The following is a 23,986-nucleotide window of genomic DNA, read 5'->3' as shown; positions in this document are numbered from 1 at the left end:
GGTACCGGCGAGGGCTGATCGCCGGCGGTCAACGTCGTGCTTCTGTCGGGGTGGACGGGTTCCGCTCAGGTCTTCCGGGTGTCCGACGGTGGCACCGGCACGTGGGTGGTGCAGAAGCTGTCGCCGTTGGCGATGGTCGCCAGTCGCTGCACGTGGGTGCCGAGTATCCGGGTGAACGCCTCGAGCTCGGCCTCGCAGAGCTCGGGGAACTGCTCGGCGACGTGCGAGACCGGGCAGTGGTGCTGGCAGATCTGCACGCCGGTGCCGACCCGCCGGGTCGAGGCCGCGAACCCCGCATCGGTGAACGCCGCCGCGATGTCCTCGGCGGTGTCCTCGATCTCGGCGCCGCTGCCGGACTCGACCGGGGCGACCCCGCCGAGCAGGGACTGCACGCGACGCCGGGCGAAGTCCTCGACCGCCGCCTCGCCGCCGACCTCGCGCAGGTGCCGCATCGCGGCACTGGCCAGGTCGTCGTAGGAGTGCCCCAGCCGCGCCCGGCCCACCGCGGTGAGCTGGAATCGGCGCGCCGGCCGTCCCCGTCCCCGACCTTCCCGTCGAGGGGCCGGAGCCGCCTGGGCCTCTCCGGTGTCGATGAGGGCGTCGAGGTGGCGACGCACCCCGGCCGCGCTCAGGCCGAGACGGGCGCCGATCTCGGTGGCCGTGATCGGTCCCTCCTCGAGCAGCAGCTGCACCACCGCCGCCCGGGTCTGACCCTCGTGCGCGCCCGGAACCTGGGCCACCGGCAACCCGGCAGGCGGATGACCTGCGCGTTCCCCGTGCACCCCGGTATCGGACGTCGTTTTCACAACACCAGTGTGACGGAATTACTCCGGCCGGTCTACAAAGGGTGCCCTACCTTACAGGCGGCGAGGTCCCGGTTTCCGGCCCGCTACGCTGCTCGCGTGCCGTCCACCGTGGAACCCGACCCGAGCGGGCCGGCGCCGAGCCGCCGTGCCGCGGACCTCGGGGCCCGCGCCGTGGGACTCGGCCGGCGCGCCCTCGGACTCGACGGGCGCGGCGGCGGCCCCGCCGTGGCCACGATCCTGCACGGCGACGAACTCGAGGGCCGCGGCCTCGACGCCACCGAGACCACCCAACTGCACCGCATCCGGTTGTTCGGCGCGACGGGCACCGTGCTCATGGCGGTGGGGGCGCTCGGCGCGGGGGCGCAACCGGTGCTGCAGAACCCCGTCCAGGGCTTGCGCGTGCTCGGGCTGCCCGCCCGCATGCCCAGCGCCGCGCTGACGCTGACCATGACGGGCACCGTGCTGGTGGTGCTGGCCTGGCTGCTGCTCGGCCGCTTCGCCGTCGGCCGCCGCGACCCGGACGGGGTACCCCGACGGCTGAGCCGGTCCCAGCTCGACCGCACCCTGCTGCTGTGGATCCTGCCGTTGACGGTGGCACCCCCGATGTTCAGCAAGGACGTCTACTCGTATCTCGCGCAGAGCGAGATCGCCGCCCGCGGTCTCGACCCCTACGGGATCGGCCCCGCCGGCGCCCTGGGTGTCGACCACGTCCTGACCCGCACCGTGCCCAACATCTGGCGCGACACCCCCGCGCCGTACGGGCCGGCGATCCTGTGGCTCGGACAGCGGATCACCGACCTCACGGGCGAGAACATCGTCGCCGGCGTGTTCCTGCACCGCGTGACCGCGCTCGCCGGGGTCGCGCTGATCGTGTGGGCGCTGCCGCGGCTCGCGCGCCGCTGCGGGGTCGCCTCCGTCAGCGCCCTGTGGCTCGGTGCGGCCAATCCCCTGCTGCTGTTCCACCTCGTGGCCGGCATCCACAACGAGGCCCTGATGCTCGGTCTCATGCTGGCCGGTCTCGAACTGGCGCTGCGCGGGATCTACACCGCCGACCCGGCGGCGCCGCTGCGCGGCCGCGCGCTGGGCTGGCTGCTGGCGGGCTCCGCCGTCATCGCGCTGTCGTCGATGGTCAAGGTGCCCTCGCTGCTCGCCCTCGGCTTCGTCGGGATGGCGCTCGCGCACCGCTGGGGCGGCACCTTGCGCGCAGTGGTCGCCGCCGCCGCGCTGCTCGCCGTGGTCGCCGTCGTCGTCGTGGGCGCGGTCAGCTGGGGCAGTGGGCTCGGGTTCGGCTGGACGCAGACCCTCGGCACCGCAACCGAGGTGCGCAGCTGGATGTCCATCCCGACGCTGCTCGGCCTGGGCACCGGCCTGGCCGGGGTGCTGCTCGGTCTCGGTGACCACACGACCGCGATCCTGTCGCTCACCCGGCCCGTCGCCGCGCTGATCGCGGCGCTGGTGACGGTGCGGATGATGCTGGCGGTGCTCACCGGCCGGCTGCACCCGGTGGGCGCGCTCGGGGTGTCTCTCGGCGCGATCGTGCTGCTGTTCCCGGTGGTGCAGCCCTGGTACCTGCTGTGGGCGGTGATCCCGCTGGCCGCGTGGGCCACCCGCCCGATCTTCCGGCTCCCCACCGTGGCGTTCTCGTCGCTGGTGAGCGTGATCCTGATGCCCAACGGCGGCGAGTACCAGCCGTTCATCATCGTGCAGGCAGCGATCGCGACGGTCGTCGTGGTGGGACTGGCGATCTTCGCCACCCGCAACCGGCTGCCCTGGCGCGACGAGGACGACACACCACCGCGTCCCGCCGATTCGCCCGGCGCCTACGCTGGAACCTCGTGACCTCGAGATCCCACGCCGCTGCGCCGCCTGCCGTCCGCCTCGAGGGCGTCGTCAAGCGGTTCGGCGACCTCACCGCGGTCGACGGGCTCGATCTGACCGTCGACCGCGCCCAGGTGCTCGCGCTGCTCGGCCCCAACGGTGCCGGCAAGACCACCACCGTGGAGATGTGCGAGGGCTTCGTCACCCCCGACTCCGGGACCGTGCGGGTCCTCGGACTCGACCCGATCGCCGACTCCGAGGCCCTGCGCCCGCGGATCGGGGTCATGTTGCAGGGCGGCGGCGCCTACCCCGGGTCCAAGGCCGGGGAGATGCTCGATCTGGTGGCCGCCTACTCCGCGGATCCCCTCGATCCGGCCTGGCTGCTGCGCAGTCTCGGACTCGAGGAGGCACGGCGCACCCCCTACCGGCGACTGTCCGGCGGGCAGCAGCAGCGGCTCGCGCTGGCCTGCGCCCTCGTCGGCCGGCCCGAACTCGTCTTCCTCGACGAACCGACCGCCGGTCTGGACGCGCAGGCGCGGTTGCTGGTCTGGGAACTGATCGACGCCCTCCGGCGCGACGGGGTCGCGGTGCTGCTCACCACGCACCTGATGGACGAGGCGGAGGAACTCGCCGACGAGGTCGTCATCATCGATCACGGCCGAATCGTGGCCGCCGGCACCCCCGCCGAGGTCGCCAGCACCGGCGCGGAGGGCCAGTTGTCGCTCACCGCCGCCTCGGGGCTGGATCTCACTCCCCTGCGTGCCGCGTTGGCGGAGGCCTTCCGGGTGCGCGAGGCCGGGCCCGGCCGGTATCTCGTGGAGGGCCCCATCGATCCGCAGGTCGTCGCGGCAGCGGCCGCGTGGTGCGCCGACCAGGGCGTGCTGGCCCGCGAGATCCGGGTGGACCAGCGCAGCCTCGAGGACGTGTTCCTGGACCTGACCGGACGGGAGATCCGCGGATGAGCACCTCGCACGAGCGCCTGGCGGCGAACCGGTTCACGCCCGGCACCTTCGCTCCCGCGCCCCGCCCGAACGGCCCGGCGGCGATGCTCGCCGCGCAGACCCGCATGGAGCTGGTGCTCCTGCTGCGTAACGGCGAGCAGCTGCTGCTGACGATGTTCATCCCGATCACCCTGCTGATCGGACTCACCTTGCTCCCGATCGGCGATCTGGGTGAGGCCCGGGTCGAGCGTGTGCTGCCGGCGGTGATGATGGTCGCGGTGATGTCGACGGCGTTCACCGGCCAGGCCATCGCGGTCGGATTCGACCGCAGATACGGTGCATTGAAAAGACTCGGTGCCACCGCCCTGCCGAAATGGGGCATCATCGCAGGCAAGAGCGGTGCGGTGGCCCTCGTCGTCGCGCTGCAGTCGATTCTGCTGGGCGGCATCGGTCTCGCCCTCGGCTGGCGCCCGGAACCCGTCGGGCTGCTGCTCGGCGCCGCCGTCATCGCCCTGGGCACCGTGACGTTCGCCACCCTCGGCCTGCTACTCGGCGGCACCCTGCGCGCCGAGATCGTACTGGCGCTGGCCAACATCATCTGGTTCGTGCTGCTCGGGATCGGCAGCATCGTCCTCGCCGGCGACGGTCTGCCCGATGCGGTGGTGCACCTGGCGCGCCTGGTCCCGTCGGGGGCGCTCGCCCTCGCCCTCGACGCGGCGCTACGCGGCAGCGTCGACTGGCTGGCCGTGGCGATCCTCGGCGCGTGGGCGGCCGTCGGCGGTGTCCTGGCGAGCAGACTGTTCCGGTTCGTCTGACCGGCACCCCACTACAGCCTGTAGTGGACCGGCCCGTACCATCGTCGATGTGCTGTATCGCGGCTTCCTGCGCCTTGTCGACCGTCTGCCACTGCCGTCCCTGCGGACCCAGCGGCTGCTCGCGCTCATCGCGATCCTGACCCAGGGCGGCATCGCCGTGACCGGGTCGATCGTCCGCGTGACGGCATCCGGCCTGGGCTGTCCCACCTGGCCGCAGTGCTTCCCGGGCAGCTTCGTGCCCGTCGGGGTGTCCGAGGAGGTCGCGACCCTGCACCAGGTCGTCGAGTTCGGCAACCGGCTGCTGACGTTCGTCGTCGTCGCCTCCGCCGCGGCGGTCGTGCTGGCCGTGACCCGGGCCCGGCGTCGCCGCGAGGTTCTCGTCTACGCCTGGCTGATGCCCGCCGGCACCGTCCTGCAGGCCGTCATCGGTGGCATCACCGTGCTCGCCGGCCTGGCCTGGTGGACCGTCGCGGTGCACCTGCTGGCGTCGATGCTGATGGTGTGGCTCGCGGTGCTGCTGCACGCGAAGGTCGGCGAGCCCGACGACGGGGTGGTCGTGGCGACGATCCCCCGCCCCCTGCGGACCCTCACCGCCCTGTCCGCCGCGCTGCTCGCGGGGGTGCTCGTCGCGGGCACGATGGTCACCGGCGCCGGCCCGCACGCCGGGGACAAGAGCGCCGACCGGCCGGTGCCGCGCCTCGAGATCGACATCGAGTCGCTGGTGCACCTGCACGCCGAACTGCTCGTCGGATACCTCGGTCTGCTCGTCGGCCTGGCCTTCGCGCTGTACGCCGTCGCCGCCCCGCAGGCGGTGAAGACGCGCCTGCACGTGCTGCTCGCCCTCGTCGTCGCCCAGGCCCTCGTCGGGGTCGTGCAGTACTTCACCGACGTGCCCGCCGCCCTGGTCGCCGTGCACGTCGCCGGAGCCGGGCTGTGCACGGCCGCGACGGCAGCGGTGTGGGCGGCGGGACGGGTCCGCACCACCGAACCGGCCCGCGAACCGGTCGCCGTCTGACCCGCGCGCACGCGCGAGCGAGAAACGGCTCCGGGGGCCACCCGTGACGGGTGGCCCCCGGAGCCGGTCGAGGATCGGTCAGCGTTCGTTGCGGGCCCGCGGGAACCGGGTCTGACGGGCCACCCAGCCGGCCATCTTCTTCCAGTGGCCCTGCTGCGGCGTCGCGATGCTGGTCACTTCGCGATCCCACTCCGAGACGGTGACGTCGGGCAGCGCCTCGACCACCGCCTGCGCGGTGGCGAGATCGCGCACCACCCGGTCGCCGAGCACACCGTCCCCGGCGACGACGGTGATGCGCACCGCGCCCCGCGCGACCGGCTGCAGCACCGCCTTGGCGGAGCCACCGTGCGCGGCGACGAAGCTGCGGAGGGACTTCACGATGTCGGCCGGTGCGGCCACGACCTGAGTATCGGCGCTCATGCCTGCAGAATACTGTGAACGCATGCGCGCAATCGAAGTGGCACGGTTCGGCGGCCCCGAGGTCCTCACCCCCGTCGAGGTCCCGGCTCCCGAGCCGGGGCCGGGTCAGCTGCTGGTCCGTACGGATGCCGTGGGCGTCAACTACATCGACACCTACTTCCGCACCGGGCTGTACCCCCGGGAGTTGCCGTACATTCCCGGGACCGAGGGCACCGGACGGGTCGTCGCGACGGGTGAGGGCGTGGCGGGCGTCGCGGTCGGCGACCGGGTGAGCTGGGCGGCGGCCGACGGTTCCTACGCCGAGCAGGTGCTCGTGCCGGCGGCGGTGGCCGTGCCGGTGCCCGACGCGGTTCCCGCCGAGCAGGCGGCGTCGGCGCTGCTGCAGGGCATGACCGCGCACTACCTGCTCAATTCGACGTATCCGGCGCAGCCCGGCGAGACCGTGCTCGTGCACGCGGGCGCCGGCGGGGTGGGCCTGCTCCTCACCCAGCTCGCCGCCGCGAAGGACGTGCGGGTGATCACGACCGTCTCCTCCGACGAGAAGGAGGCACTGTCGCGCGGGGCGGGCGCGACCGAGGTGCTGCGCTACTCCGACGACCTCGCCGAGCAGGTCCGGGACCTCACCGGCGGGGAGGGCGTCGCGGCGGTCTACGACGGCGTCGGCGCGGCCACGTTCGAGTCGTCGCTCGCCTCGCTGCGCATCCGCGGCACGTTGGCGCTGTTCGGCGCGGCCAGCGGTCCGGTTCCGCCGTTCGACCTGCAGCGGCTCAACCCCGCGGGCTCGCTGTACGTCACGCGGCCGACCCTCGCGCACCATGTGCGCACCCGCGAGGAGCTGATGTGGCGGGCGGGCGACGTGTTCGCCGCCGTCGCCGACGGGACCCTCACCGTCCGGGTCGGCGCGCGGTACCCGCTGGCGCAGGCGGCGCAGGCACACCGGGATCTCGAGGCCCGCCGCACGACCGGTTCGATCGTGCTGCTCCCCTGAGCGGGTGCTTGCAGCGGATCAGAAGAACGAGGCGATCGTGCGCAGGTCGAGCACCGAGTCCACGGCCAGGCCCAGGCACACCAGCGCGAGGTAGTTGTTCGACTGCAGGAACAGCTTGAGGGGCTTGACCGCCGCCCCACCCCGGACGCTGCGGTACAGCTGATGCGCGACGAGCAGGAACCAGGCACCGGCAGCGACGGTGACCACCGCGTACACCAGGCCGGCGGCCGGCACGAGCACCAGCGTCGCCAGCACGGTCGCCCAGGTGTAGAGCAGGATCTGCTTGGTGACGTGCTGCTCGCTCGCGATCACGGGCAGCATGGGCACGCCGGCGGCCTTGTAGTCCTCCTTGTACCGCATGGCCAGGGCCCAGGTGTGCGGCGGCGTCCAGAAGAAGATCACCAGGAACAGCACGATCGGTTCCCAGCTCAGCGAGCCGGTGACCGCGGCCCAGCCGACCATCACGGGCATGCACCCCGCGGCCCCACCCCACACCACGTTCTGCCAGGTCCTGCGCTTGAGGACCATCGTGTACACCAGGACGTAGAAGGCGATCGTCGCGACCACGAGCAGGCCGGCGAGCAGGTTCGCCCGCCACCACAACCACAGGAACGACACGACGCCGAGCACCGCGCCGAACACGAACGCGTGCCGGGTCGGTACGGCCTGCCGGGCCAGCGGCCGCAGCGCCGTCCGCTTCATGACCTTGTCGATGTCGGCGTCGACGACGCAGTTGAGGGCATTCGCGCTCGCCGCGCCCATCCACCCACCGAACAGGGTGCTCGCGATGAGCACCAGATCCACCTCGCCGCGGGCGGCGAAGAGCATCGCCGGGATGGTCGCCACCAGCAGCAGCTCGATCACGCGCGGCTTGGTCAGCGCGATATAGGCGAGCACCGTGCCCGAAACGCGTCCCCACACCGTGTCGGGGCGTGGCGCTCCGGGTGCCTCGGGGGCGCCGAAGCCGTGTCCTCCCGGCCGTTGCCCTGCCCGCACCCTGTCTCCTTGCACCACGCGATTACGCACCTTCGCTCGCCGTCGCCCTACTACGAACGATGGTAGACGTCGCGCAGGCCCGGACCGAATCGACCCGCAAAGCGCAGCACATTACTCTGGAGGGGCGCTCGAGGCTTTCGCGCCCGCACGCTCCCCGTATACCCATGTCAGGAGACTTCTGCTCGTGTCGATCACAGACGAGATCCGCTCCCTCACCCAGGCAGTGCACCCCGCCGACTGGACCGACCTCGACACCAAGGCCGTCGACACCGCACGCGTGCTCGCCGCCGACGCGGTCCAGAAGGTGGGCAACGGGCACCCGGGCACGGCGATGAGCCTTGCCCCCGTGGCCTACACGCTGTTCCAGAAGGTGATGCGGCACGACCCGACCGACCCGCACTGGGTGGGACGGGACCGGTTCGTGCTCTCGTGCGGACACTCGAGCCTGACGCTGTACATCCAGCTCTACCTGTCGGGATACGGTCTCGAACTCGCCGACCTCGAGGCGCTGCGCACGTGGGGTTCGAAGACGCCCGGCCACCCCGAGTTCGGGCACACCGCGGGCGTGGAGATGACCACCGGCCCGCTCGGGCAGGGCCTGGCCTCCGCGGTGGGTATGGCGATGGCGGCGCGGCGGGAACGCGGCCTGTTCGACCCGGACGCGGCGACGGGCGCGAGCCCGTTCGACCACCACATCTACGTCCTTGCTTCCGACGGCGACATCGAAGAAGGCGTGACGTCGGAGGCCTCGTCCCTCGCGGGCGTGCAGCAGCTCGGCAACCTGATCGTCTTCTACGACGACAACAAGATCTCCATCGAGCACGACACGGCGATCGCCCTCGGTGAGGACGTCGCCAAGCGCTACGAGGCCTACGGCTGGCATGTGCAGACCGTCGAGGGCGGCGAGAACGTCACCGCGATCCTCGACGCCGTCGAGGCCGCCAAGGCCGTCACCGACAAGCCGTCGCTCGTCGTGCTGCGCACGATCATCGGCTACCCGGCGCCGACCAAGATGAACACCGGCGACGTGCACGGCGCCGCCCTCGGCGCCGAGGAGGTCGCCGCCGTCAAGACCGCCCTCGGATTCGACCCCGAGCAGCACTTCGACGTCGACCCCGCCGTGATCGAGCACACCCGCGGCGTCGTCGAGCGCGGCGCGGCGGCCCGCACCGCATGGCAGGCCGAGTTCGACGCGTGGGCCGGTCGCGAGCCGCAGCGCAAGGAACTGTTCGACCGGTTGCAGGCCGGGGAGTTCCCCGCCGGCTGGACCGAGGTGCTGCCCACCTACGAGCCGGCCGCCAAGGGTCCGGCCACCCGCAAGGCGTCCGGCAGCGCCCTCGCCGCACTCGGCCCGGTGCTGCCGGAGCTGTGGGGCGGCTCGGCCGACCTGGCCGGCTCGAACAACACCACGATCCCCGGGTCGGACTCGTTCGGCCCGGTGTCGATCTCCACGAAGGACTGGAACGCCCAGCCGTATGGCCGGACGCTGCACTTCGGTGTGCGCGAGCACGCGATGGGTTCGATCCTCAACGGCATCGCCCTGCACGGCCCGACCCGCCCCTACGGCGGCACCTTCCTGGTGTTCAGCGACTACATGCGTCCCGCCGTGCGGCTCGCCGCGCTCATGCAGACCCCCGCGATCTACGTGTGGACCCACGACTCGATCGGCCTCGGCGAGGACGGCCCGACCCATCAGCCGGTCGAGCACCTCACCGCGCTGCGGGCGATCCCGAATCTGGCTGTGATCCGTCCCGGCGACGCGAACGAGACGTCGTTCGCGTGGGCCGCGGCGCTCGAGAACAAGACCGGCCCGACCGCCCTGGCCCTGACCCGCCAGGATGTGCCGGTGCTCGAGGGCACCCGGGAGAAGGCCGCCGAGGGCCTGCCCCGCGGCGCGTACGTGCTCGCCGAGGCGTCCACCGGCACGCCCGAGGTGATCCTGCTCGGCACCGGCTCCGAGCTGCAGCTCGCCGTCGCCGCCCGCGAGGTGCTCGAGGCCGACGGTGTGCCCACCCGCGTGGTTTCGGTGCCGGTCCTCGACTGGTTCCTCGAGCAGGACCAGTCGTACCGCGACGAGGTGCTTCCGCCGGCGGTGCGTGCGCGCGTCTCCGTCGAGGCCGGACTGGCGATGCCGTGGCACCGCCTGCTCGGCGACGCCGGCGAGGCCGTCTCGCTCGAGCACTTCGGCGCCTCCGCCGACTACAAGACCCTGTTCCGCGAGTTCGGCATCACCGCCGAGGCCGTCGTCGACGCCGCCCGCCGCTCGCTGACCCGAGTGAAGGGATGATCCCGATGACCCAGCAGGTAACCCAGAACGCGAATCTCGCACAGCTCTCCGCTGCCGGGGTGTCCGTGTGGCTCGACGACCTCTCCCGGGACCGCATCGAGACCGGCAACCTCGCCGAGCTGATCGCCACCCGCAGCGTCGTGGGCGTGACCACCAACCCGTCGATCTTCCAGGCGGCGCTCAGCAAGGGCCACGTCTACGACGCCCAGGTCCGTGAGCTCGCGCTGGCCGGCGCCGATGTGGACACCACCATCCGCACCGTCACCACCGACGACGTGCGCGCCGCGTGCGACGTCCTGGCCCCGGTGTTCGAGGCCAGCGACGGTGTCGACGGCCGGGTCTCCATCGAGGTCGACCCGCGACTGGCGCACTCCACCGACGCGACCGTGCAGCAGGCGATCGAGCTGTGGCACATCGTGGACCGGCCCAACCTGCTCATCAAGATCCCCGCGACGGTGGCGGGCCTGCCGGCCATCGCCCGCGTGATCGGCGAGGGCATCAGCGTGAACGTGACGCTGATCTTCTCGGTCGAGCGCTACGAACGGGTCATCGAGGCCTATCTGGACGGTCTGACCGCCGCCAAGTCGGCCGGGCACGAGCTGTCGACGATCCACTCGGTGGCCTCGTTCTTCGTCTCCCGCGTCGACACCGAGATCGACGCGCGGCTCGACGCGATCGGCACCCCCGAGGCGCTCGCGCTGCGCGGCAAGGCCGGCGTCGCCAACGCCCGCCTGGCGTACGCGGCGTACCGCCGGGCGTTCGAGTCCGGGGCCCGGTTCGAGCAGCTCGCCGCGGCCGGTGCGCGTCCGCAGCGCGCCCTGTGGGCGTCGACCGGGGTGAAGAACCCGGACTACTCGGACACCCTGTACGTCACCGAACTGGTCGCCCCGAACACGGTCAACACGATGCCGGAGAAGACCCTCGAGGCCGTCGCCGACCACGGCGCGGTCACCGGCGACACGGTCACCGGCACCGAGAAGGCGGCGCAGAACGTGTTCTCCGCGCTGTCGACGATCGGGGTGAACCTGCCCGAGGTGTTCCGCAAGCTCGAGGACGAGGGCGTCGAGAAGTTCGAGGTGTCCTGGAACGAGCTGCTCGCCGCCACCTCCGAGCAGCTGATCGCGCACGGCGCCAAGAGCTGACGCGGTGCGCGAACGCGAGACGGCGGCGTGGGTCAACCCACTCCGGGACGAGCGTGATCGGCGGCTGCCCCGGATCGCCGGGCCGTGTGCCCTGGTGATCTTCGGGGTCACCGGCGACCTCGCCCGCCGCAAGCTGATGCCGGCGGTGTACGACCTGGCCAACCGCGGTCTGCTGCCGCCCGGGTTCGCGCTCGTCGGCTTCGCCCGCCGGGACTGGGCCGACGAGGACTTCGGTCAGGTCGTGCACGACGCCGTGAAGGCCAACTCGCGCACCAAGTTCCGCGAGGAGGTGTGGAACCGTCTGGCCGAGGGCATTCGGTTCGTGCAGGGCAGCTTCGACGACGACGCCGCGTTCGCCGAGCTCGCGTCGACGCTGGCCGAGCTGGACAAGGCCCGCGGCACGGGCGGCAACCACGCCTTCTACCTGTCCATCCCGCCGAACGCGTTCCCGGTGGTGTCCGCGCAGCTCAAACAGTCCGGACTCGCGATCGCGCGGGAGGGCACCTGGAGCCGGGTGATCATCGAGAAGCCGTTCGGTCACGATCTGATGAGCGCCCGGGAACTGAACCGGCTGGTCGCCGAGGTGTTCCCCGAGGAGGCGGTGTTCCGCATCGACCACTACCTCGGCAAGGAGACGGTGCAGAACATCCTGGCGTTGCGGTTCGCGAATCAGCTGTTCGATCCGCTGTGGAACGCGCACTACGTCGACCACGTGCAGATCACGATGGCGGAGGACATCGGTCTCGGCGGCCGCGCCGGCTACTACGACGGCATCGGCGCCGCCCGGGACGTGATCCAGAACCACCTGCTGCAGCTGCTCGCGTTCATCGCGATGGAGGAACCGATCAGCTTCGACCCGGCCGAGTTGCGGGCGGAGAAGATCAAGGTGCTGTCCGCGACCCGGCTCGCCGAGCCCCTCGACGAGACCACCGCCCGCGGCCAGTACATCGCCGGCTGGCAGAACGGCGGGCAGGTCGTCGGTCTGCACGACGAGCAGGGCTTCGCCGCCGACTCGACCACCGAGACCTACGCGGCGATCACCTGCGAGATCGACACCCGCCGCTGGGCCGGAGTGCCGTTCTACCTGCGCACCGGCAAGCGCCTGGGCCGGCGCGTCACCGAGATCGCGATCGTGTTCAAGCGGGCCCCGCACCTGCCGTTCGACCAGACGATGACCACCGAGCTCGGCCAGAACGCACTCGTCATCCGTGTGCAACCCGACGAGGGCGTCACGCTCCGCTTCGGTTCCAAGGTGCCCGGCTCGAGCATGGAGGTCCGCGACGTCAACATGGACTTCAGCTACGGCCAGGCGTTCACCGAGTCCTCCCCCGAGGCGTACGAGCGGCTGATCCTCGACGTGCTGCTCGGGGTGCCGTCGCTCTTTCCCGTCGACGACGAGGTCGAGCTGTCGTGGAAGATCCTCGACCCGGTACTGGAGCGCTGGGCGGCGCACGGCAAGCCCGAGCCGTACGAGGCCGGCACCTGGGGGCCGTCGTCGGCTGACGAGGTGCTCCGTCGCTCGGGTCGCGAATGGAGACGCCCGTGAGGATGCAGCTGCGCAACGCCACCGCGATCGACATCAGCAAACAGCTGGTCCAGCTGCGGCAGACCGGCGGCATCGTCACGCAGGGCCGAGTGCTCACCCTGGTGGTGTGCACCGACGGTCCACGTGGTCTCGAAGCCGCCATCACCGCGGCCATCGGGGCGTCGCGGGAGCATCCGTGCCGCGTGATCGTCGTCGGCCGTGGTCGCGCGGGCGGCGAACCGCGCATGGACGCCGAGATCCGCATCGGCGGGGACGCCGGCGCCTCGGAGGTGCTGATCCTCGCGCTGCACGGCCCGCTCGCCGATCACCAGGAATCGGTGATCGTGCCGTTCCTGCTGCCGGACACCCCGGTGGTGGTGTGGTGGCCGAACACCCCGCCCGAGGTGCCGGCGGCGGACCCGGTGGGGCGGCTCGCCGTGCGGCGCCTGACCGATGCGACGAACTCGTCGCGTCCGATGGCCGAGATCGTCTCGCGGTTGTCCGGCTACACCCCCGGCGACACCGACCTCGCGTGGGGCCGGATCACCTACTGGAGGGCGCTGCTCGTCTCGGCGCTCGACCAGCCACCGTTCGAGCCGGTCGAGTCGGCGCTGGTGTCGGGACTCGGCAGCGAACCGGCGGTGGATCTGCTCGCGGGCTGGCTCGCGAGCCGTATCGACGGCCCGGTCCAGCGTGCGGTGGGCGACCTGCGGGTCGAGCTGCGCACCCGCACCCAGACGATCTCGCTCGAGCGGCCCCAGGACGGGCGCGTCGCCACGCTGCGGCGCACCGGCAAACCCGATTCGCTGATCACGCTCGCACGCCGCGACTCCTCGGAATGCCTCGCCGAGGAGCTGCGGCGGCTCGACCCCGACGAGGTGTACCACTCGGCCCTGACGGCCCTGTCGAAGGTGGAATATGTCTGACGCGCACCACATCTCCGGGAACGTCCACGTACGGCGCTTCGAGTCGGGCGACGAGCTCGCGCGGGCGGCCGCCGCAGCGTTCGTCGAGACCGTGGTCGCCGCGCAGCGCGACCGCGGCCACGCCGCGGTGGTGCTGACCGGCGGCGGCACCGGCATCGCCGTGCTCGACGCGGTCCTGCGGGCTCCCGGCGGAATCGACTGGTCCGCGGTGGACGTGTACTTCGGCGACGAGCGGTACCTGCCGCCGGGTGATCCCGAGCGCAACGAGGTCCAGGCCCGCGCGGCGCTGCTCGACCATGTGCCGCTCGATCCGGCGCGGGTGCACGCGATGCCCACTCTCGACGAGGCCGGGGCCGGTTCCCCCGAGTCGGCGGCCCGCACGTACGCGCAGGTGCTCGCCGCGAACTCCCCCGACGGCAGCGCCCCCGAGTTCGACGTGCACCTGCTGGGCATGGGCGGCGAGGGCCACGTCAACTCGCTGTTCCCGCACACCGATGCCGTGCGCGAGCAGGATCGCTTCGTCGTCGGCGTCGACGACTCCCCCAAGCCGCCCGCCGCGCGGGTCACGCTCACCCTCCCAGCGGTCCGTCGCGCCCGGCAGGTGTGGCTGCTCGTCACCGGCGCGGCCAAGGCCGAGGCCGTCGCGGCCGCGGTGGGCGGCGCCGACGCGGTGGACGTCCCGGCCGCCGGGGCACGGGGCCTCGACCGGACCGTGTGGTTCCTCGACACGGAGGCCGCCGCGGCGCTGCCCGCCGGGTGACCGTCACCACCGCTGCCCGTCCCGGTCGGGTCCTCCGGGCCGCGGATCCGGGGGCACACGGCCGTCGGTCACGCCGCAGCGCAGTCGTGCGGCCCAGCTCGGATTGCGGGTCGCGCGCAGCCCGGTGAGGCGGCCACGGCGGCATCGCTCCGTCCTACGGTCCATCGCGAAGCTCCTCCCCTACGGTGTTCCCTGCCCAGTTCGACGCCGCGGCCGGCCCGGCGGTTCCCCGTGGGACGGACCGGCGCATACCCGGCAGGCGGCGGCCCGGCGGACCACAATGGGGACAGCACCGCGTGGAAAGGAGCGTTCGATGAGCACCCCGACCACCGTCCTGGGCGAGATCCGGCCCGAGCACGACTGCCCGGACGGGTCTTCCCTGGTGACCCTGCACTACGTGCGCAGCTTCGCCCTGCCGGTCGGTGAGGTGTGGGCGGCGTTGACCGACCGGCTCGAACGCTGGTACGGACGGTGGACGGGCGACCCCGCCTCCGGACGGGTGCGGCTGACGATGACCGACGAGCACGACACGGCGACGACGGACGTGCGGATCCTGCGCTGCGACCCACCCCACGTCCTCGTCGTCGACCAGGACGGGTGGCAACTCGAGCTCACGACGAAGCAGGTGGGTGCCGTCACCACCCTCGAGCTCTCGCACCGGCACGTCCCGCGGTCGGAGACCTCGGAGATCGGTCCCGGCTGGCAGTACTACCTCGACCGGCTCGATGCCGTGCTCACCGGCCGGGCCATGCCGCACTGGGACGGCTACCTCGACCTCGCCGACGAGTACCGGTGAGCGGCAGCGTCCGATTCCGGTGATCACCGGTCTGTACCGGCGACGTCCTCTAGGCTCGGGGCACCGCGCAACTTCCGGGGAGGACGGCGGCCATGAGCACTTCCGGTGCCAGCGAGACCACGCGGCGGAATCTGCAGGCTGCGGCGGCCGCGCTGCCCGCGGACGACGGGCAGGACTTCGAGGATGCGACGCGCGGCTTCGTCGGCCGCAGCGAGCAGCGGACGATCACCACCGCGGACGGACGTGTCGTGTGGGACCTCGACGCCTACGCGTTCCTCGACGGGCCCGCGCCGCCGACGGCGCATCCGAGTCTGTGGCGGCAGGGCCGGCTGCTCGGCGAGGACGGCCTGTTCGAGGTGGTACCGGGGATCTACCAGTTGCGCGGCTTCGACCTGTCGGTGATGACCGTCGTCGAAGGTGACACCGGGGTGATCGTGATCGACCCGCTGATCAGCGCGGAGACCGCCGCGGCGGCGTTGACGCTGTACCGGCAGCACCGCGGCGACCGGCCCGTTTCCGGGATGATCTACACGCACTCCCATGTCGACCACTTCGGTGGCGTCAAGGGGGTGCTCGACGCGGAACTCGTCGCGGCCGGGACGGTCCCCGTCGTGGCCCCGGCCGGGTTCCTCGAACATGCGGTGTCGGAGAACCTGTTCGCCGGCACGGCGATGTCGCGGCGCTCGGGTTACATGTACGGCGCGGCGCTCGCGAAGGGACCGGCCGGGCAGATCGGTGCCGGGCTGGGCCAGACCACGTCGGCCGGCACCGTCACGCTCATCGCGCCCACCGTCGACATCACCGCGACCGGACAGGAACTCACCGTCGACGGGGTACGGATGGTCTTCCAGCTGACCCCCGGCACCGAGGCCCCCGCCGAGATGAACATCTGGTTCCCCGAGCGGCGCGCGCTGTGCGCGGCCGAGAACGCCACCCACACCATGCACAACATTCTCACGCTGCGCGGCGCGGTGGTGCGCGACGCGCACGCGTGGGGCCACTACCTCAACGAGACGATCGGGCTGTGGGGGGACGCGCTCGAGGTCGTGTTCGCCTCGCACCACTGGCCGACCTGGGGCCGCGAGCGGGCGCTCGAATTCCTCGCCGTGCAGCGCGACATGTACCTGTACCTGCACGATCAGACATTGCGGATGATGAACCAGGGCCTGGTGGGCCCGGAGATCGCCGAACGGTTCGAGTTGCCTCCGGCCCTGGCGGCGGCGTGGCACACCCACGGCTACTACGGCTCGGTGAGTCACAATGTCAAGGCGATCTACCAGCGGTACATGGGGTGGTACGACGGCAACCCCGCCAACCTGTGGGCCCATCCCCCGGCCGAGGCCGCCCGCCGGTACGTCGATGCCATGGGCGGCGCCGACGCCACCCTCGCCGTCGCGCGGGACGCCTTCGAGGAGGGCGACTACCGCTGGGTGCTCGAGGTCTGCAAACATCTGCTGTTCACCGACGACACCGATCAGGCCGCCCGGGATCTGCAGGCCGACGCGATGGAGCAACTCGCGTACGGCGCCGAGAACGGCACCTGGCGTTGCATCTATCTGGCCGGCGCGAAGGAACTCCGCGAGGGGATCTTCGGTTCGCCGGTGCAGTCCTCGGGCGACTTCCTCGATGCGCTGACCGTCCCGCAGCTGTTCGACAGCCTGGCGGTGCGGGTGGACGGGCCCCGCGCGTGGGATCTGCAGCTGGTGATCACATGGGTCCTCACCGACCTCGGGGCCACGTATCTCACGGAGTTGCGGCACGGCGTGCTCAACCATCGGACCGTGCCCGAGCCGCCGCCGGGCAGCACCGTGTTCACCCTCACCCGCCGCACGCTGATCGGTGCCCTCACCGGACAGCTGGATGCGGCGGCGGCCCTCGCGGACGGGACGATCGCGGTGACGGGTGACCCGACGGTGGTGGGCCGGCTCGTCGAGGTGCTCGCACCGGTGGATCCGGACTTCGCGATCGTCACGCCGTGACGTCCGCCTCGGCCGAAATCGTGGTGCGCGCGCCCCGGGTCAGCCGGGCCGGAGGACGCCGAAGTCGCCGAGGTCGTAGGAGATGGTGAAGGTGCGCGATGTCAGTCGCCAGCCGTCGCGGGTGCGGATCCACCGATCGTCGTACTCGCCGAAGCACTCGTAGCTCGCCCCGGCGGCTGGGCCCGCGCCCACGTGGTGGACGCGGGCGTACGTCAGAGACCGGGCCCGGTCGTCGTCGATCTCGATGCGGTGGTTGCCCAGCAGGTGCTGCGACGGTCCGCAGCCGCCGAGATGGGCGCGGACCACGGCGACGATGCCGTCGCGCCCCGCCGCGCCGTAGCCGGTCGCGGAGTCGGTGAAGGCGGCGCCGAGGGCAGCCCAGTCCCGGCGGTCGAGGGCGGCGGCGAGTTCGGCGAGCCGTTCGACGATCTGTTCGCGGTCATGTGTCACCGGTCCAGGTGTAGCGGGTCACGGCCGTTCGGTGCGCCGCCTTCCCGCTGAGCGGACACCACCGGGCAGGGCGGCCGGTCGCTCCGGCCCGGCCGCCGTCGCCCCGCCCGCTGCGCTATCCGCTGTTCCGCAACGCGGTCGCGAGGCCGTTCATCGTCAGCTGGATGCCGCGGCGGACCCGGTCGGTGTCCTCCCCCGCCCGGAACCTCCGCAGCAACTCGACCTGCAGGTGGTTGAGCGGCTCGAGATACGGGAAGCGGTTGTGCACCGACCGGGCGAGTGCCGGGTTGTCCGCGGTCAGCTCGGAGTGCCCCGTGATCGCCAGGTAGATGCGCACGGTGCGCTCGTGCTCCGCGGTGATCTTGTCGAACACCCGGTGCCGCAGATCCGGGTCGGGCACCAGTTCGGCGTAGCGCGCGGCGAGACCGAGGTCGGACTTGGCCAGCACCATCGCCATGTTGGAGAGCACGGTGCGGAAGAACGGCCAGCGCCGATACAGGCCGGTGAGGGTGGCCAGGCGCGTCTCGTCGCCTGCGATCCAGGTCTCGACGGCCGTCCCGGTGCCGTACCAGCCGGGCAGCATCACACGGGACTGGGTCCACGCCAGCACCCAGGGGATGGCCCGCAGGTCGGCGATCGACGACGTCGGCTTGCGCGAGGTGGGCCGGCTGCCGATGTTCAGGGATCCGATCTCCGCGACGGGGGTGGCGGTCCGGAAGTACTCGACGAAGCCGGGGGTCTCGTGCACCAGGTCGCTGTAGGCGGCGCGGGCGAGTTCGGCGAGCTCGTCGAGCACCGCGTACGCCGGACCGGCGTCGCTGCCGAGCCCCTCGACGTCGAGGAGGGTGGACTCGAGGGTCGCGGCGACGAGGGATTCGAGATTGCGGCGCGCCAGCTTCGGCTCGGCGTACTTCGCCGCGATCACCTCGCCCTGCTCGGTCAGGCGCAGCGAACCGGCGACGGCCCCGGGCGGCTGCGCCAGGATCGCGTCGTAGCTCGGTCCGCCGCCGCGACCGACGGTGCCGCCGCGGCCGTGGAACAGGCGCAGTCGGATCCCGGCGGTGCGCGCGGCCTCCACCAGGTCGAGCTCGGCCCGGTACAGCGCCCAGTTGGCGGCGAGGTACCCGCCGTCCTTGTTCGAGTCCGAATAACCCAGCATGACCTCCTGGATCCCGTCGGCGGAGTCGACGAGGTTGCGGAACTCGGGGACGGCGAGGGCGGCGGTGAGGATGTCGGCGCCGTGCCGCAGATCGTCGATGGTCTCGAACAGCGGGATCACCGCGACCGGGCAGCGCGGTCCGGCGACGTCGTGCTCGACGAGCCCGGCCTCGTCGAGCAACACCGCCGCCTCGAGCAGATCCGAGACCGAGCTGCACATGCTGACGATGTAGTGCGGTACGGCGGCCGGGCCCAACCGGGCCACGGCGTCGGCGGCGGCACGGAGCACGCCGAGTTCACGGGCGGTGTCGGCGCCGAGCCGCGCGCCGGGCGCGCTGAGGGGACGGCGGGTGCGCAGTTCGGCCGCGAGCAGCGCGACCTTCTCCTCCTCGGGCAGCGCGAGATAGTCGTCGGTGACGCCGGCCCAGCTGAACAGTTCGGCGATCACCCGGCCGTGCACCTCGGCGTTCTGGCGCAGGTCGAGGGAGGCGAGGTGGAAGCCGAAGGTCTCCACGGCGCCGCGCACGTGCGCGAGCCGGTCGTCGGCGAGGGCCGCGCTGCCGCCGGCGCGCAGGGCGGCGTCGAGGATGTCGAGGTCGGCGAGCAGTTCGGCGGGGGTGTCGTAGGCGGTCAGCGGGCTCGACACGGCATGCGGCGGTGGTTCGTCGAGCAGTCGTGCCGCGGTGGCGGTCAGGCGGCCCCGGATGCCGCGCAGCGCGCGGCGGTACGGTTCGTCGGCGCGCGAGGGGGCGTCGTCACCGGAGGCGTCGGCGAGCCGAGCCAGGTCGTCGGTGACGCGGACCAGACGTGCGGACATCGACAGTTCCTGCTCGAGCCGCTCGAGTTCGGCGAGGTGATGCCCGAGAGCGGTTGCGGCGGCCCGGCCGGTGGCGCGGTGGACGACCTCGGCGGTGACGTTGGGGTTGCCGTCGCGGTCGCCGCCGATCCAGGTTCCGGTGCGCACCAAGGGGTCCGGCAGCAGCGGGACGCCGTGCCAGCGTTCGCGCAGGGCGCGCCGGACCTCGGCGTTGAGGGCCGGGACGACGCGGAACAGGGCGGCGTCGTAGTACCGCAGGCCCACCTCGATCTCGTCCTGGATGCGCAGGCGGGCGAGGCGGATGAGGGCGGTCTGCCACAGGGTGAGGATCTGCCGCCACAGGTGCAGGTCGATGTCGGACCGCTCGTCGGGTTCGGCGTGTTCGCGGCGGCGCATGAGGTCGGTGATGCGGCTCTGCACGTCGAAGACGGTGCGGCGGCGGGTCTCGGTGGGGTGGGCGGTGATCACCGGGGAGACGAGGGCGCCGTCGAGCGCGGCGGCGACCTCGGCGGGGTCGAGTTCGGCGGCGTCGAGCTTGCGGTAGGTGGCGGCCAGGGAGCTGTCCTGGGCCGGTTCCCCGGCCCGCACGTGCACGGCGCGGCGGCGTTCCCGGTGCAGGTCCTCGGCGAGATTCGCGAGCAGCGCGAAGTGGCTGAAGGCGCGGATGACGGGGAGGGTGTCGTCGGTGGGGACGTCGGCGAACATCGCCGCGAGTTCGGCGCGGTCGATCTCGGAGCGGCGCACGCGGAAGCTCTCGACGCGGGCGCGTTCGACGAGGGCGAAGAGGTGCTCGCCGGCCTGTTCGCGGACGATGCGGCCCAGCATCCCGCCGAGCAGCCGGATGTCCTGGCGCAGAGGCTCGGTGGCGGAGCGGGACCGGGAGGGGTCGGCCGGGCGGGCGGTATCCGTCATCCGGCCAGTATCGCGGCCGACGCACGACGGCGCGACCCGGAATTCCGGGTCGCGCCGTCGTGCGCAGGGCTCAGCTGAACTTGATCTGCAGGCCGATGCCGAGGATGGCGATCAGCCAGACGATGCCGGTGAACACGGTCAGCCGGTCGAGGTTCTTCTCGGCGACACTGGAGCCGGACAGGCTGGACTGGACACCGCCACCGAACAGGGTGGACAGACCGCCGCCCTTGCCGCGGTGCAGCAGCACGAGCAGGATCAGCAGCAGGCTGGTGGTGATCAGCAGGATGTCGAGGAACAGTGCCATGGCGTCAGACTACAGGGCGCCGTCGCGGTGCCCTTCCGGGCCTCGGCGGATCCGGAAGGGCACCGCGGGTGCCCTTACAGCGGCCCGCCCGCGGCGATGGCGGACAGCTGGGCGAACTCGTCGGCCTTGAGCGAGGCGCCCCCGACGAGACCGCCGTCGATGTCGGGCTGGGCGATCAGTTCGCCGACGTTCTTGGCGTTGACCGAGCCGCCGTACAGCACGCGGACGGTGTCGGCGGTCTCCGGGGAGGCGAGTTCGGCGAGGGTGGCGCGCACCGCGGCGCACACCTCCTGGGCGTCGGCGGCCGAGGCCACCTTGCCGGTGCCGATGGCCCAGACCGGCTCGTATGCGACGACGATCTTCGCGAGGTCGTCGGACGAGAGCCCCGCGAGGGATCCGCGCAGCTGGGCGACGTTGTGGGACACGTGCTGACCGGCTTCGCGGATGTCGAGGCCTTCGCCGATGCACACGATCGGGGTCAGGCCGTGCCGCAACGCCGCCTTGGTCTTGGCGAGGACGGTCTCGTCGGTCTCGCCGTGCAGGGTGCGCCGTTCGGAGTGGCCGACGACCACGTAGGTGCACCCCAGCTTGGCCAGCATCGGGCCGCTGATCTCTCCGGTGTAGGCACCGGAGTCGTGGGCGGAGACGTCCTGCGCACCGTAGGTGAGCAGCAGCTTGTCGCCCTCGATCAGCGTCTGGACGCTGCGGATGTCCGTGAACGGCGGCAGCACCGTCACGTCCACCTTCTCGAGGTACTTCTCCGGCAGCGCGTAGGCGATCTTCTGCACCAGGGCGATGGCCTCGAGGTGGTTGAGGTTCATCTTCCAGTTGCCGGCGATGAGCGGCTTTCGGGTCATCTCAGGCCTCCGGTGCGGTGTCGTCGAGGGCGCTGATGCCGGGCAGATCCTTGCCCTCGAGGTATTCGAGGGAGGCGCCGCCGCCGGTGGAGATGTGCGAGAACCCGTCCTCGGGCAGGCCGAGCAGACGCACGGCCGCGGCCGAGTCGCCGCCGCCGACGACGCTGAACGCGCCGGAGCGGGTGGCCTCGACGATCGCCTCGGCGACCCCCTTCGTGCCGGCCGCGAACTTCTCGAACTCGAACACGCCCATCGGGCCGTTCCAGAACACGGTCTTTGCGCCGGTGAGGTACTGGGCGAACCGGGCCACCGACTCGGGTCCGATGTCCAGGCCCATCCAGCCGTCCGGGATCTCGGTGGCGGGCACCGTCTTCGCCTCGGCGTCGGCGGCGAACGAGTCGGCGACCACCACGTCCTGCGGGATGTGGATGACGTCGCCGAACCGCTCGAGCAGGCCCTTGCAGGTCTCGGTCATCGATTCCTCGAGTAGCGAGTTGCCCACCGGGATGCCTTGCGCGGCAAGGAAGGTGAAGCACATGCCGCCACCGATGACGAGGGTGTCGACCTTGGGGGCGAGGGCCTCGATGACGGCGAGCTTGTCGGAGACCTTCGAGCCGCCGAGCACCACCGCGTAGGGCCGCTCCGGGTCGCTCGTGAGCTTGCCGAGCACCTCGACTTCGGCGGCGACGAGGTTGCCCGCGTAGTGCGGGAGCAGCTTCGCCACGTCGTACACCGATGCCTGCTTGCGGTGCACCACGCCGAACCCGTCGGAGACGAAAGCCCCGTCGTCGCCGACGAGTTCGACGAGGTCGCGGGCCAGTGCCTGCCGCTGCGCCTCGTCCTTGCTCGTTTCGCGCGGATCGAAGCGAATGTTCTCGAGCAGGAGGATGTCGCCGTCGGTCAGGCCTTCCGAGCGGGCCAGCGCGTCCTGCCCGACGACGTCGCCGGCGAGCTGGACGTTGCGGCCGAGCACGTCGCCGAGTTTCGCCGCGACCGGCGCGAGGGAGAACTTCGGATCGGGCTCGCCCTTGGGCCGGCCCAGGTGGGCGGTGACGACGACCTTCGCACCCGCCTCGGCGAGCGCGGCGATCGTCGGGGCGGACGCGACGATGCGACCGGGGTCGGTGATCGTCGCGCCGTCCAGCGGGACGTTGAGGTCCGAGCGCACCAGCACGCCACGGCCCTCGACGCCGGCGGCGAGCAGATCCTCGAGAGTCTGAACTGCCACTGTTCGACTGTCCTGTTCGGTCAGAGGGACTTCGAGACCAGGCCGATGAGGTCGACCAGGCGGTTGGAGTAGCCCCACTCGTTGTCGTACCAGGAGACGATCTTGACCTGGTCGTCGATGACCTTGGTCAGGCCGGCGTCGTAGATCGACGAGTGCGGGTCGGTGACGATGTCCGAGGAGACGATCTCGTCCTCGGTGTACTTGAGGATGCCCTTGAGCGGGCCCTCGGCGGCCGCCTTCATCGCCGCGTTGATCTCCTCGATGGAGGCCGGGGTGGCGAGGTTGGCGGTCAGGTCGGTGACCGAGCCGGTGGGGATCGGCACGCGCAGGGCGTAGCCGTCGAGCTTGCCGACCAGCTGCGGCAGGACGAGGCCGATGGCCTTGGCGGCGCCGGTGCCGGTGGGCACGACGTTCAGGGCGGCGGCGCGGGCGCGGCGCAGATCCTTGTGCGGGCCGTCCTGCAGGTTCTGGTCCTGGGTGTAGGCGTGGACCGTGGTCATCAGGCCCTTGACGATGCCGAAGCTGTCGTCGAGGACCTTGGCGATCGGGCCGAGGCAGTTGGTGGTGCACGAGGCGTTGGAGATGATGTTCTGGCTGCCGTCGTACTTGTCGTCGTTGACGCCCATCACGACGGTGAGGTCCTCGCCCTTGGCGGGCGCCGAGATGATCACCTTCTTGGCGCCGGCGTCGAGGTGACCCTTCGCCTTCGACGCGTCGGTGAAGATGCCCGTCGACTCGACGACGACGTCGACGCCGAGGTCGCCCCACGGCAGCGCGGCCGGGCCTTCCTTGACCTCGAGGGCCTTGATCCGGTGGTCGCCGACGACGATGGTGTCCTCACCGTCGAGGCTGACGTCCTGCGGCAGCCGGCCGAGGATCGAGTCGTACTTGAGCAGGTGGGCCAGAGTCGCGTTGTCGGTGAGGTCGTTGACCGCGACGATCTCGATGTCGGTGGTGCCGAGCGCCTTCTGCGCCTCGACAGCCCGGAAGAAATTACGTCCGATACGACCGAAGCCGTTCACGCCTACCCGGACAGTCACAATTAC

General features: G+C 71.6%; 22 protein-coding genes. 12 read left to right on the top strand and 10 right to left on the bottom strand.

Annotated elements, in window-relative coordinates; genetic code table 11:
• Window positions 1–65: 65 nt before the first annotated feature.
• Window positions 66–806 carry a helix-turn-helix transcriptional regulator gene (locus tag AC2IPW_RS12180; protein ID WP_371383229.1) on the bottom strand — a complete coding sequence of 247 codons (741 nt, stop codon included), beginning with the start codon at window positions 804–806 and terminating at the stop codon, window positions 66–68.
• Between the two features lie 96 nt (window positions 807–902).
• On the opposite strand from AC2IPW_RS12180, the gene mptB reads away from it, so the two are divergent.
• Genes mptB through AC2IPW_RS12160 form a run of 4 tightly spaced genes read left to right on the top strand, consistent with a single transcriptional unit; the run spans window position 903 to window position 5,395 of the window.
• Entirely contained in the window at window positions 903–2,645 is a 1,743-nt protein-coding gene (mptB, locus tag AC2IPW_RS12175; RefSeq protein WP_486376909.1) for a polyprenol phosphomannose-dependent alpha 1,6 mannosyltransferase MptB, read from the top strand.
• The gene (locus tag AC2IPW_RS12170) at window positions 2,642–3,586 is read left to right on the top strand and encodes an ABC transporter ATP-binding protein (protein WP_486376908.1); all 945 of its coding nucleotides are present in this window, start codon (window positions 2,642–2,644) and stop codon (window positions 3,584–3,586) included. The genes mptB and AC2IPW_RS12170 overlap by 4 nt, the downstream gene beginning before the upstream one ends.
• On the top strand, window positions 3,583–4,380 hold the full coding sequence (locus tag AC2IPW_RS12165; RefSeq protein ID WP_486376907.1) for an ABC transporter permease: 798 nt from the start codon (window positions 3,583–3,585) through the stop codon (window positions 4,378–4,380). Before AC2IPW_RS12170 ends, AC2IPW_RS12165 begins: the two co-directional genes overlap by 4 nt.
• Before the next feature lie 49 nt (window positions 4,381–4,429).
• Window positions 4,430–5,395: a COX15/CtaA family protein gene (locus AC2IPW_RS12160; RefSeq protein WP_054373461.1), complete on the top strand. Its 966-nt coding sequence runs from the start codon at window positions 4,430–4,432 to the stop codon at window positions 5,393–5,395.
• A 78-nt stretch (window positions 5,396–5,473) separates the two neighbouring features.
• On the opposite strand, the gene AC2IPW_RS12155 is transcribed toward AC2IPW_RS12160, so the two are convergent.
• Window positions 5,474–5,815 carry a hypothetical protein gene (locus tag AC2IPW_RS12155; protein WP_486376906.1) on the bottom strand — a complete coding sequence of 114 codons (342 nt, stop codon included), beginning with the start codon at window positions 5,813–5,815 and terminating at the stop codon, window positions 5,474–5,476.
• 22 nt (window positions 5,816–5,837) lie between these two features.
• Between AC2IPW_RS12155 and AC2IPW_RS12150 the strand changes: the two genes are divergently transcribed.
• Complete coding sequence (locus AC2IPW_RS12150; protein ID WP_486376905.1) at window positions 5,838–6,803, top strand: quinone oxidoreductase family protein; 966 nt, start codon at window positions 5,838–5,840, stop codon at window positions 6,801–6,803.
• Window positions 6,804–6,821: 18 nt separating this feature from the next.
• On the opposite strand, the gene AC2IPW_RS12145 is transcribed toward AC2IPW_RS12150, so the two are convergent.
• Window positions 6,822–7,799 (bottom strand): heme o synthase, encoded by a 978-nt coding sequence (locus AC2IPW_RS12145; protein WP_003939481.1) that lies wholly within the window; start codon window positions 7,797–7,799, stop codon window positions 6,822–6,824.
• Between the two features lie 184 nt (window positions 7,800–7,983).
• Between AC2IPW_RS12145 and tkt the strand changes: the two genes are divergently transcribed.
• The 5 genes from tkt to pgl are packed head-to-tail and all read left to right on the top strand — an operon-like array spanning window position 7,984 to window position 14,439.
• A complete protein-coding gene (gene tkt, locus AC2IPW_RS12140; RefSeq protein ID WP_486376904.1) occupies window positions 7,984–10,086 on the top strand; it encodes a transketolase in 2,103 nt (700 codons plus the stop codon).
• Window positions 10,087–10,091: 5 nt separating this feature from the next.
• The gene (tal, locus tag AC2IPW_RS12135; RefSeq protein WP_054373467.1) at window positions 10,092–11,228 is read left to right on the top strand and encodes a transaldolase; all 1,137 of its coding nucleotides are present in this window, start codon (window positions 10,092–10,094) and stop codon (window positions 11,226–11,228) included.
• Window positions 11,229–11,232: 4 nt separating this feature from the next.
• Entirely contained in the window at window positions 11,233–12,774 is a 1,542-nt protein-coding gene (gene zwf / locus AC2IPW_RS12130; RefSeq protein WP_486376903.1) for a glucose-6-phosphate dehydrogenase, read from the top strand.
• Entirely contained in the window at window positions 12,771–13,679 is a 909-nt protein-coding gene (gene opcA, locus AC2IPW_RS12125; RefSeq protein ID WP_003939477.1) for a glucose-6-phosphate dehydrogenase assembly protein OpcA, read from the top strand. Before zwf ends, opcA begins: the two co-directional genes overlap by 4 nt.
• A complete protein-coding gene (pgl, locus tag AC2IPW_RS12120) occupies window positions 13,672–14,439 on the top strand; it encodes a 6-phosphogluconolactonase (RefSeq protein WP_371383226.1) in 768 nt (255 codons plus the stop codon). Before opcA ends, pgl begins: the two co-directional genes overlap by 8 nt.
• A gap of 3 nt (window positions 14,440–14,442) precedes the next feature.
• On the opposite strand, the gene AC2IPW_RS12115 is transcribed toward pgl, so the two are convergent.
• Window positions 14,443–14,604 (bottom strand): hypothetical protein, encoded by a 162-nt coding sequence (locus tag AC2IPW_RS12115; protein WP_161628506.1) that lies wholly within the window; start codon window positions 14,602–14,604, stop codon window positions 14,443–14,445.
• A gap of 148 nt (window positions 14,605–14,752) precedes the next feature.
• On the opposite strand from AC2IPW_RS12115, the gene AC2IPW_RS12110 reads away from it, so the two are divergent.
• Together AC2IPW_RS12110 and AC2IPW_RS12105 are read left to right on the top strand one after the other, a co-directional pair.
• Complete coding sequence (locus AC2IPW_RS12110; RefSeq protein ID WP_289380523.1) at window positions 14,753–15,235, top strand: SRPBCC domain-containing protein; 483 nt, start codon at window positions 14,753–14,755, stop codon at window positions 15,233–15,235.
• Between the two features lie 92 nt (window positions 15,236–15,327).
• Entirely contained in the window at window positions 15,328–17,214 is a 1,887-nt protein-coding gene (locus AC2IPW_RS12105) for an alkyl/aryl-sulfatase (RefSeq protein WP_486376902.1), read from the top strand.
• Window positions 17,215–17,253: 39 nt separating this feature from the next.
• Here the strand turns inward: AC2IPW_RS12105 and AC2IPW_RS12100 are convergent, their stop codons facing one another.
• The 6 genes from AC2IPW_RS12100 to gap form a co-directional block, all read right to left on the bottom strand.
• On the bottom strand, window positions 17,254–17,664 hold the full coding sequence (locus AC2IPW_RS12100) for a nuclear transport factor 2 family protein (protein ID WP_054373456.1): 411 nt from the start codon (window positions 17,662–17,664) through the stop codon (window positions 17,254–17,256).
• 115 nt (window positions 17,665–17,779) lie between these two features.
• On the bottom strand, window positions 17,780–20,551 hold the full coding sequence (gene ppc / locus AC2IPW_RS12095) for a phosphoenolpyruvate carboxylase (protein ID WP_486376901.1): 2,772 nt from the start codon (window positions 20,549–20,551) through the stop codon (window positions 17,780–17,782).
• A 70-nt stretch (window positions 20,552–20,621) separates the two neighbouring features.
• Window positions 20,622–20,855 carry a preprotein translocase subunit SecG gene (secG, locus tag AC2IPW_RS12090; protein WP_003939471.1) on the bottom strand — a complete coding sequence of 78 codons (234 nt, stop codon included), beginning with the start codon at window positions 20,853–20,855 and terminating at the stop codon, window positions 20,622–20,624.
• 74 nt (window positions 20,856–20,929) lie between these two features.
• Complete coding sequence (gene tpiA / locus AC2IPW_RS12085) at window positions 20,930–21,712, bottom strand: triose-phosphate isomerase (RefSeq protein WP_450121894.1); 783 nt, start codon at window positions 21,710–21,712, stop codon at window positions 20,930–20,932.
• A gap of 1 nt (window position 21,713) precedes the next feature.
• Window positions 21,714–22,940, bottom strand: coding sequence for a phosphoglycerate kinase (locus AC2IPW_RS12080; RefSeq protein WP_450121893.1), 1,227 nt, complete (start codon window positions 22,938–22,940; stop codon window positions 21,714–21,716).
• A 20-nt stretch (window positions 22,941–22,960) separates the two neighbouring features.
• A complete protein-coding gene (gap, locus tag AC2IPW_RS12075) occupies window positions 22,961–23,980 on the bottom strand; it encodes a type I glyceraldehyde-3-phosphate dehydrogenase (RefSeq protein WP_003939468.1) in 1,020 nt (339 codons plus the stop codon).
• Window positions 23,981–23,986 lie beyond the last annotated feature (6 nt).

The organism is Rhodococcus sp. NS-SX18 (assembly GCF_057367935.1).
The sequence above is the reverse complement of the archived record's forward strand: the minus strand, read 5'-3'. Positions and strand labels throughout refer to the sequence as shown.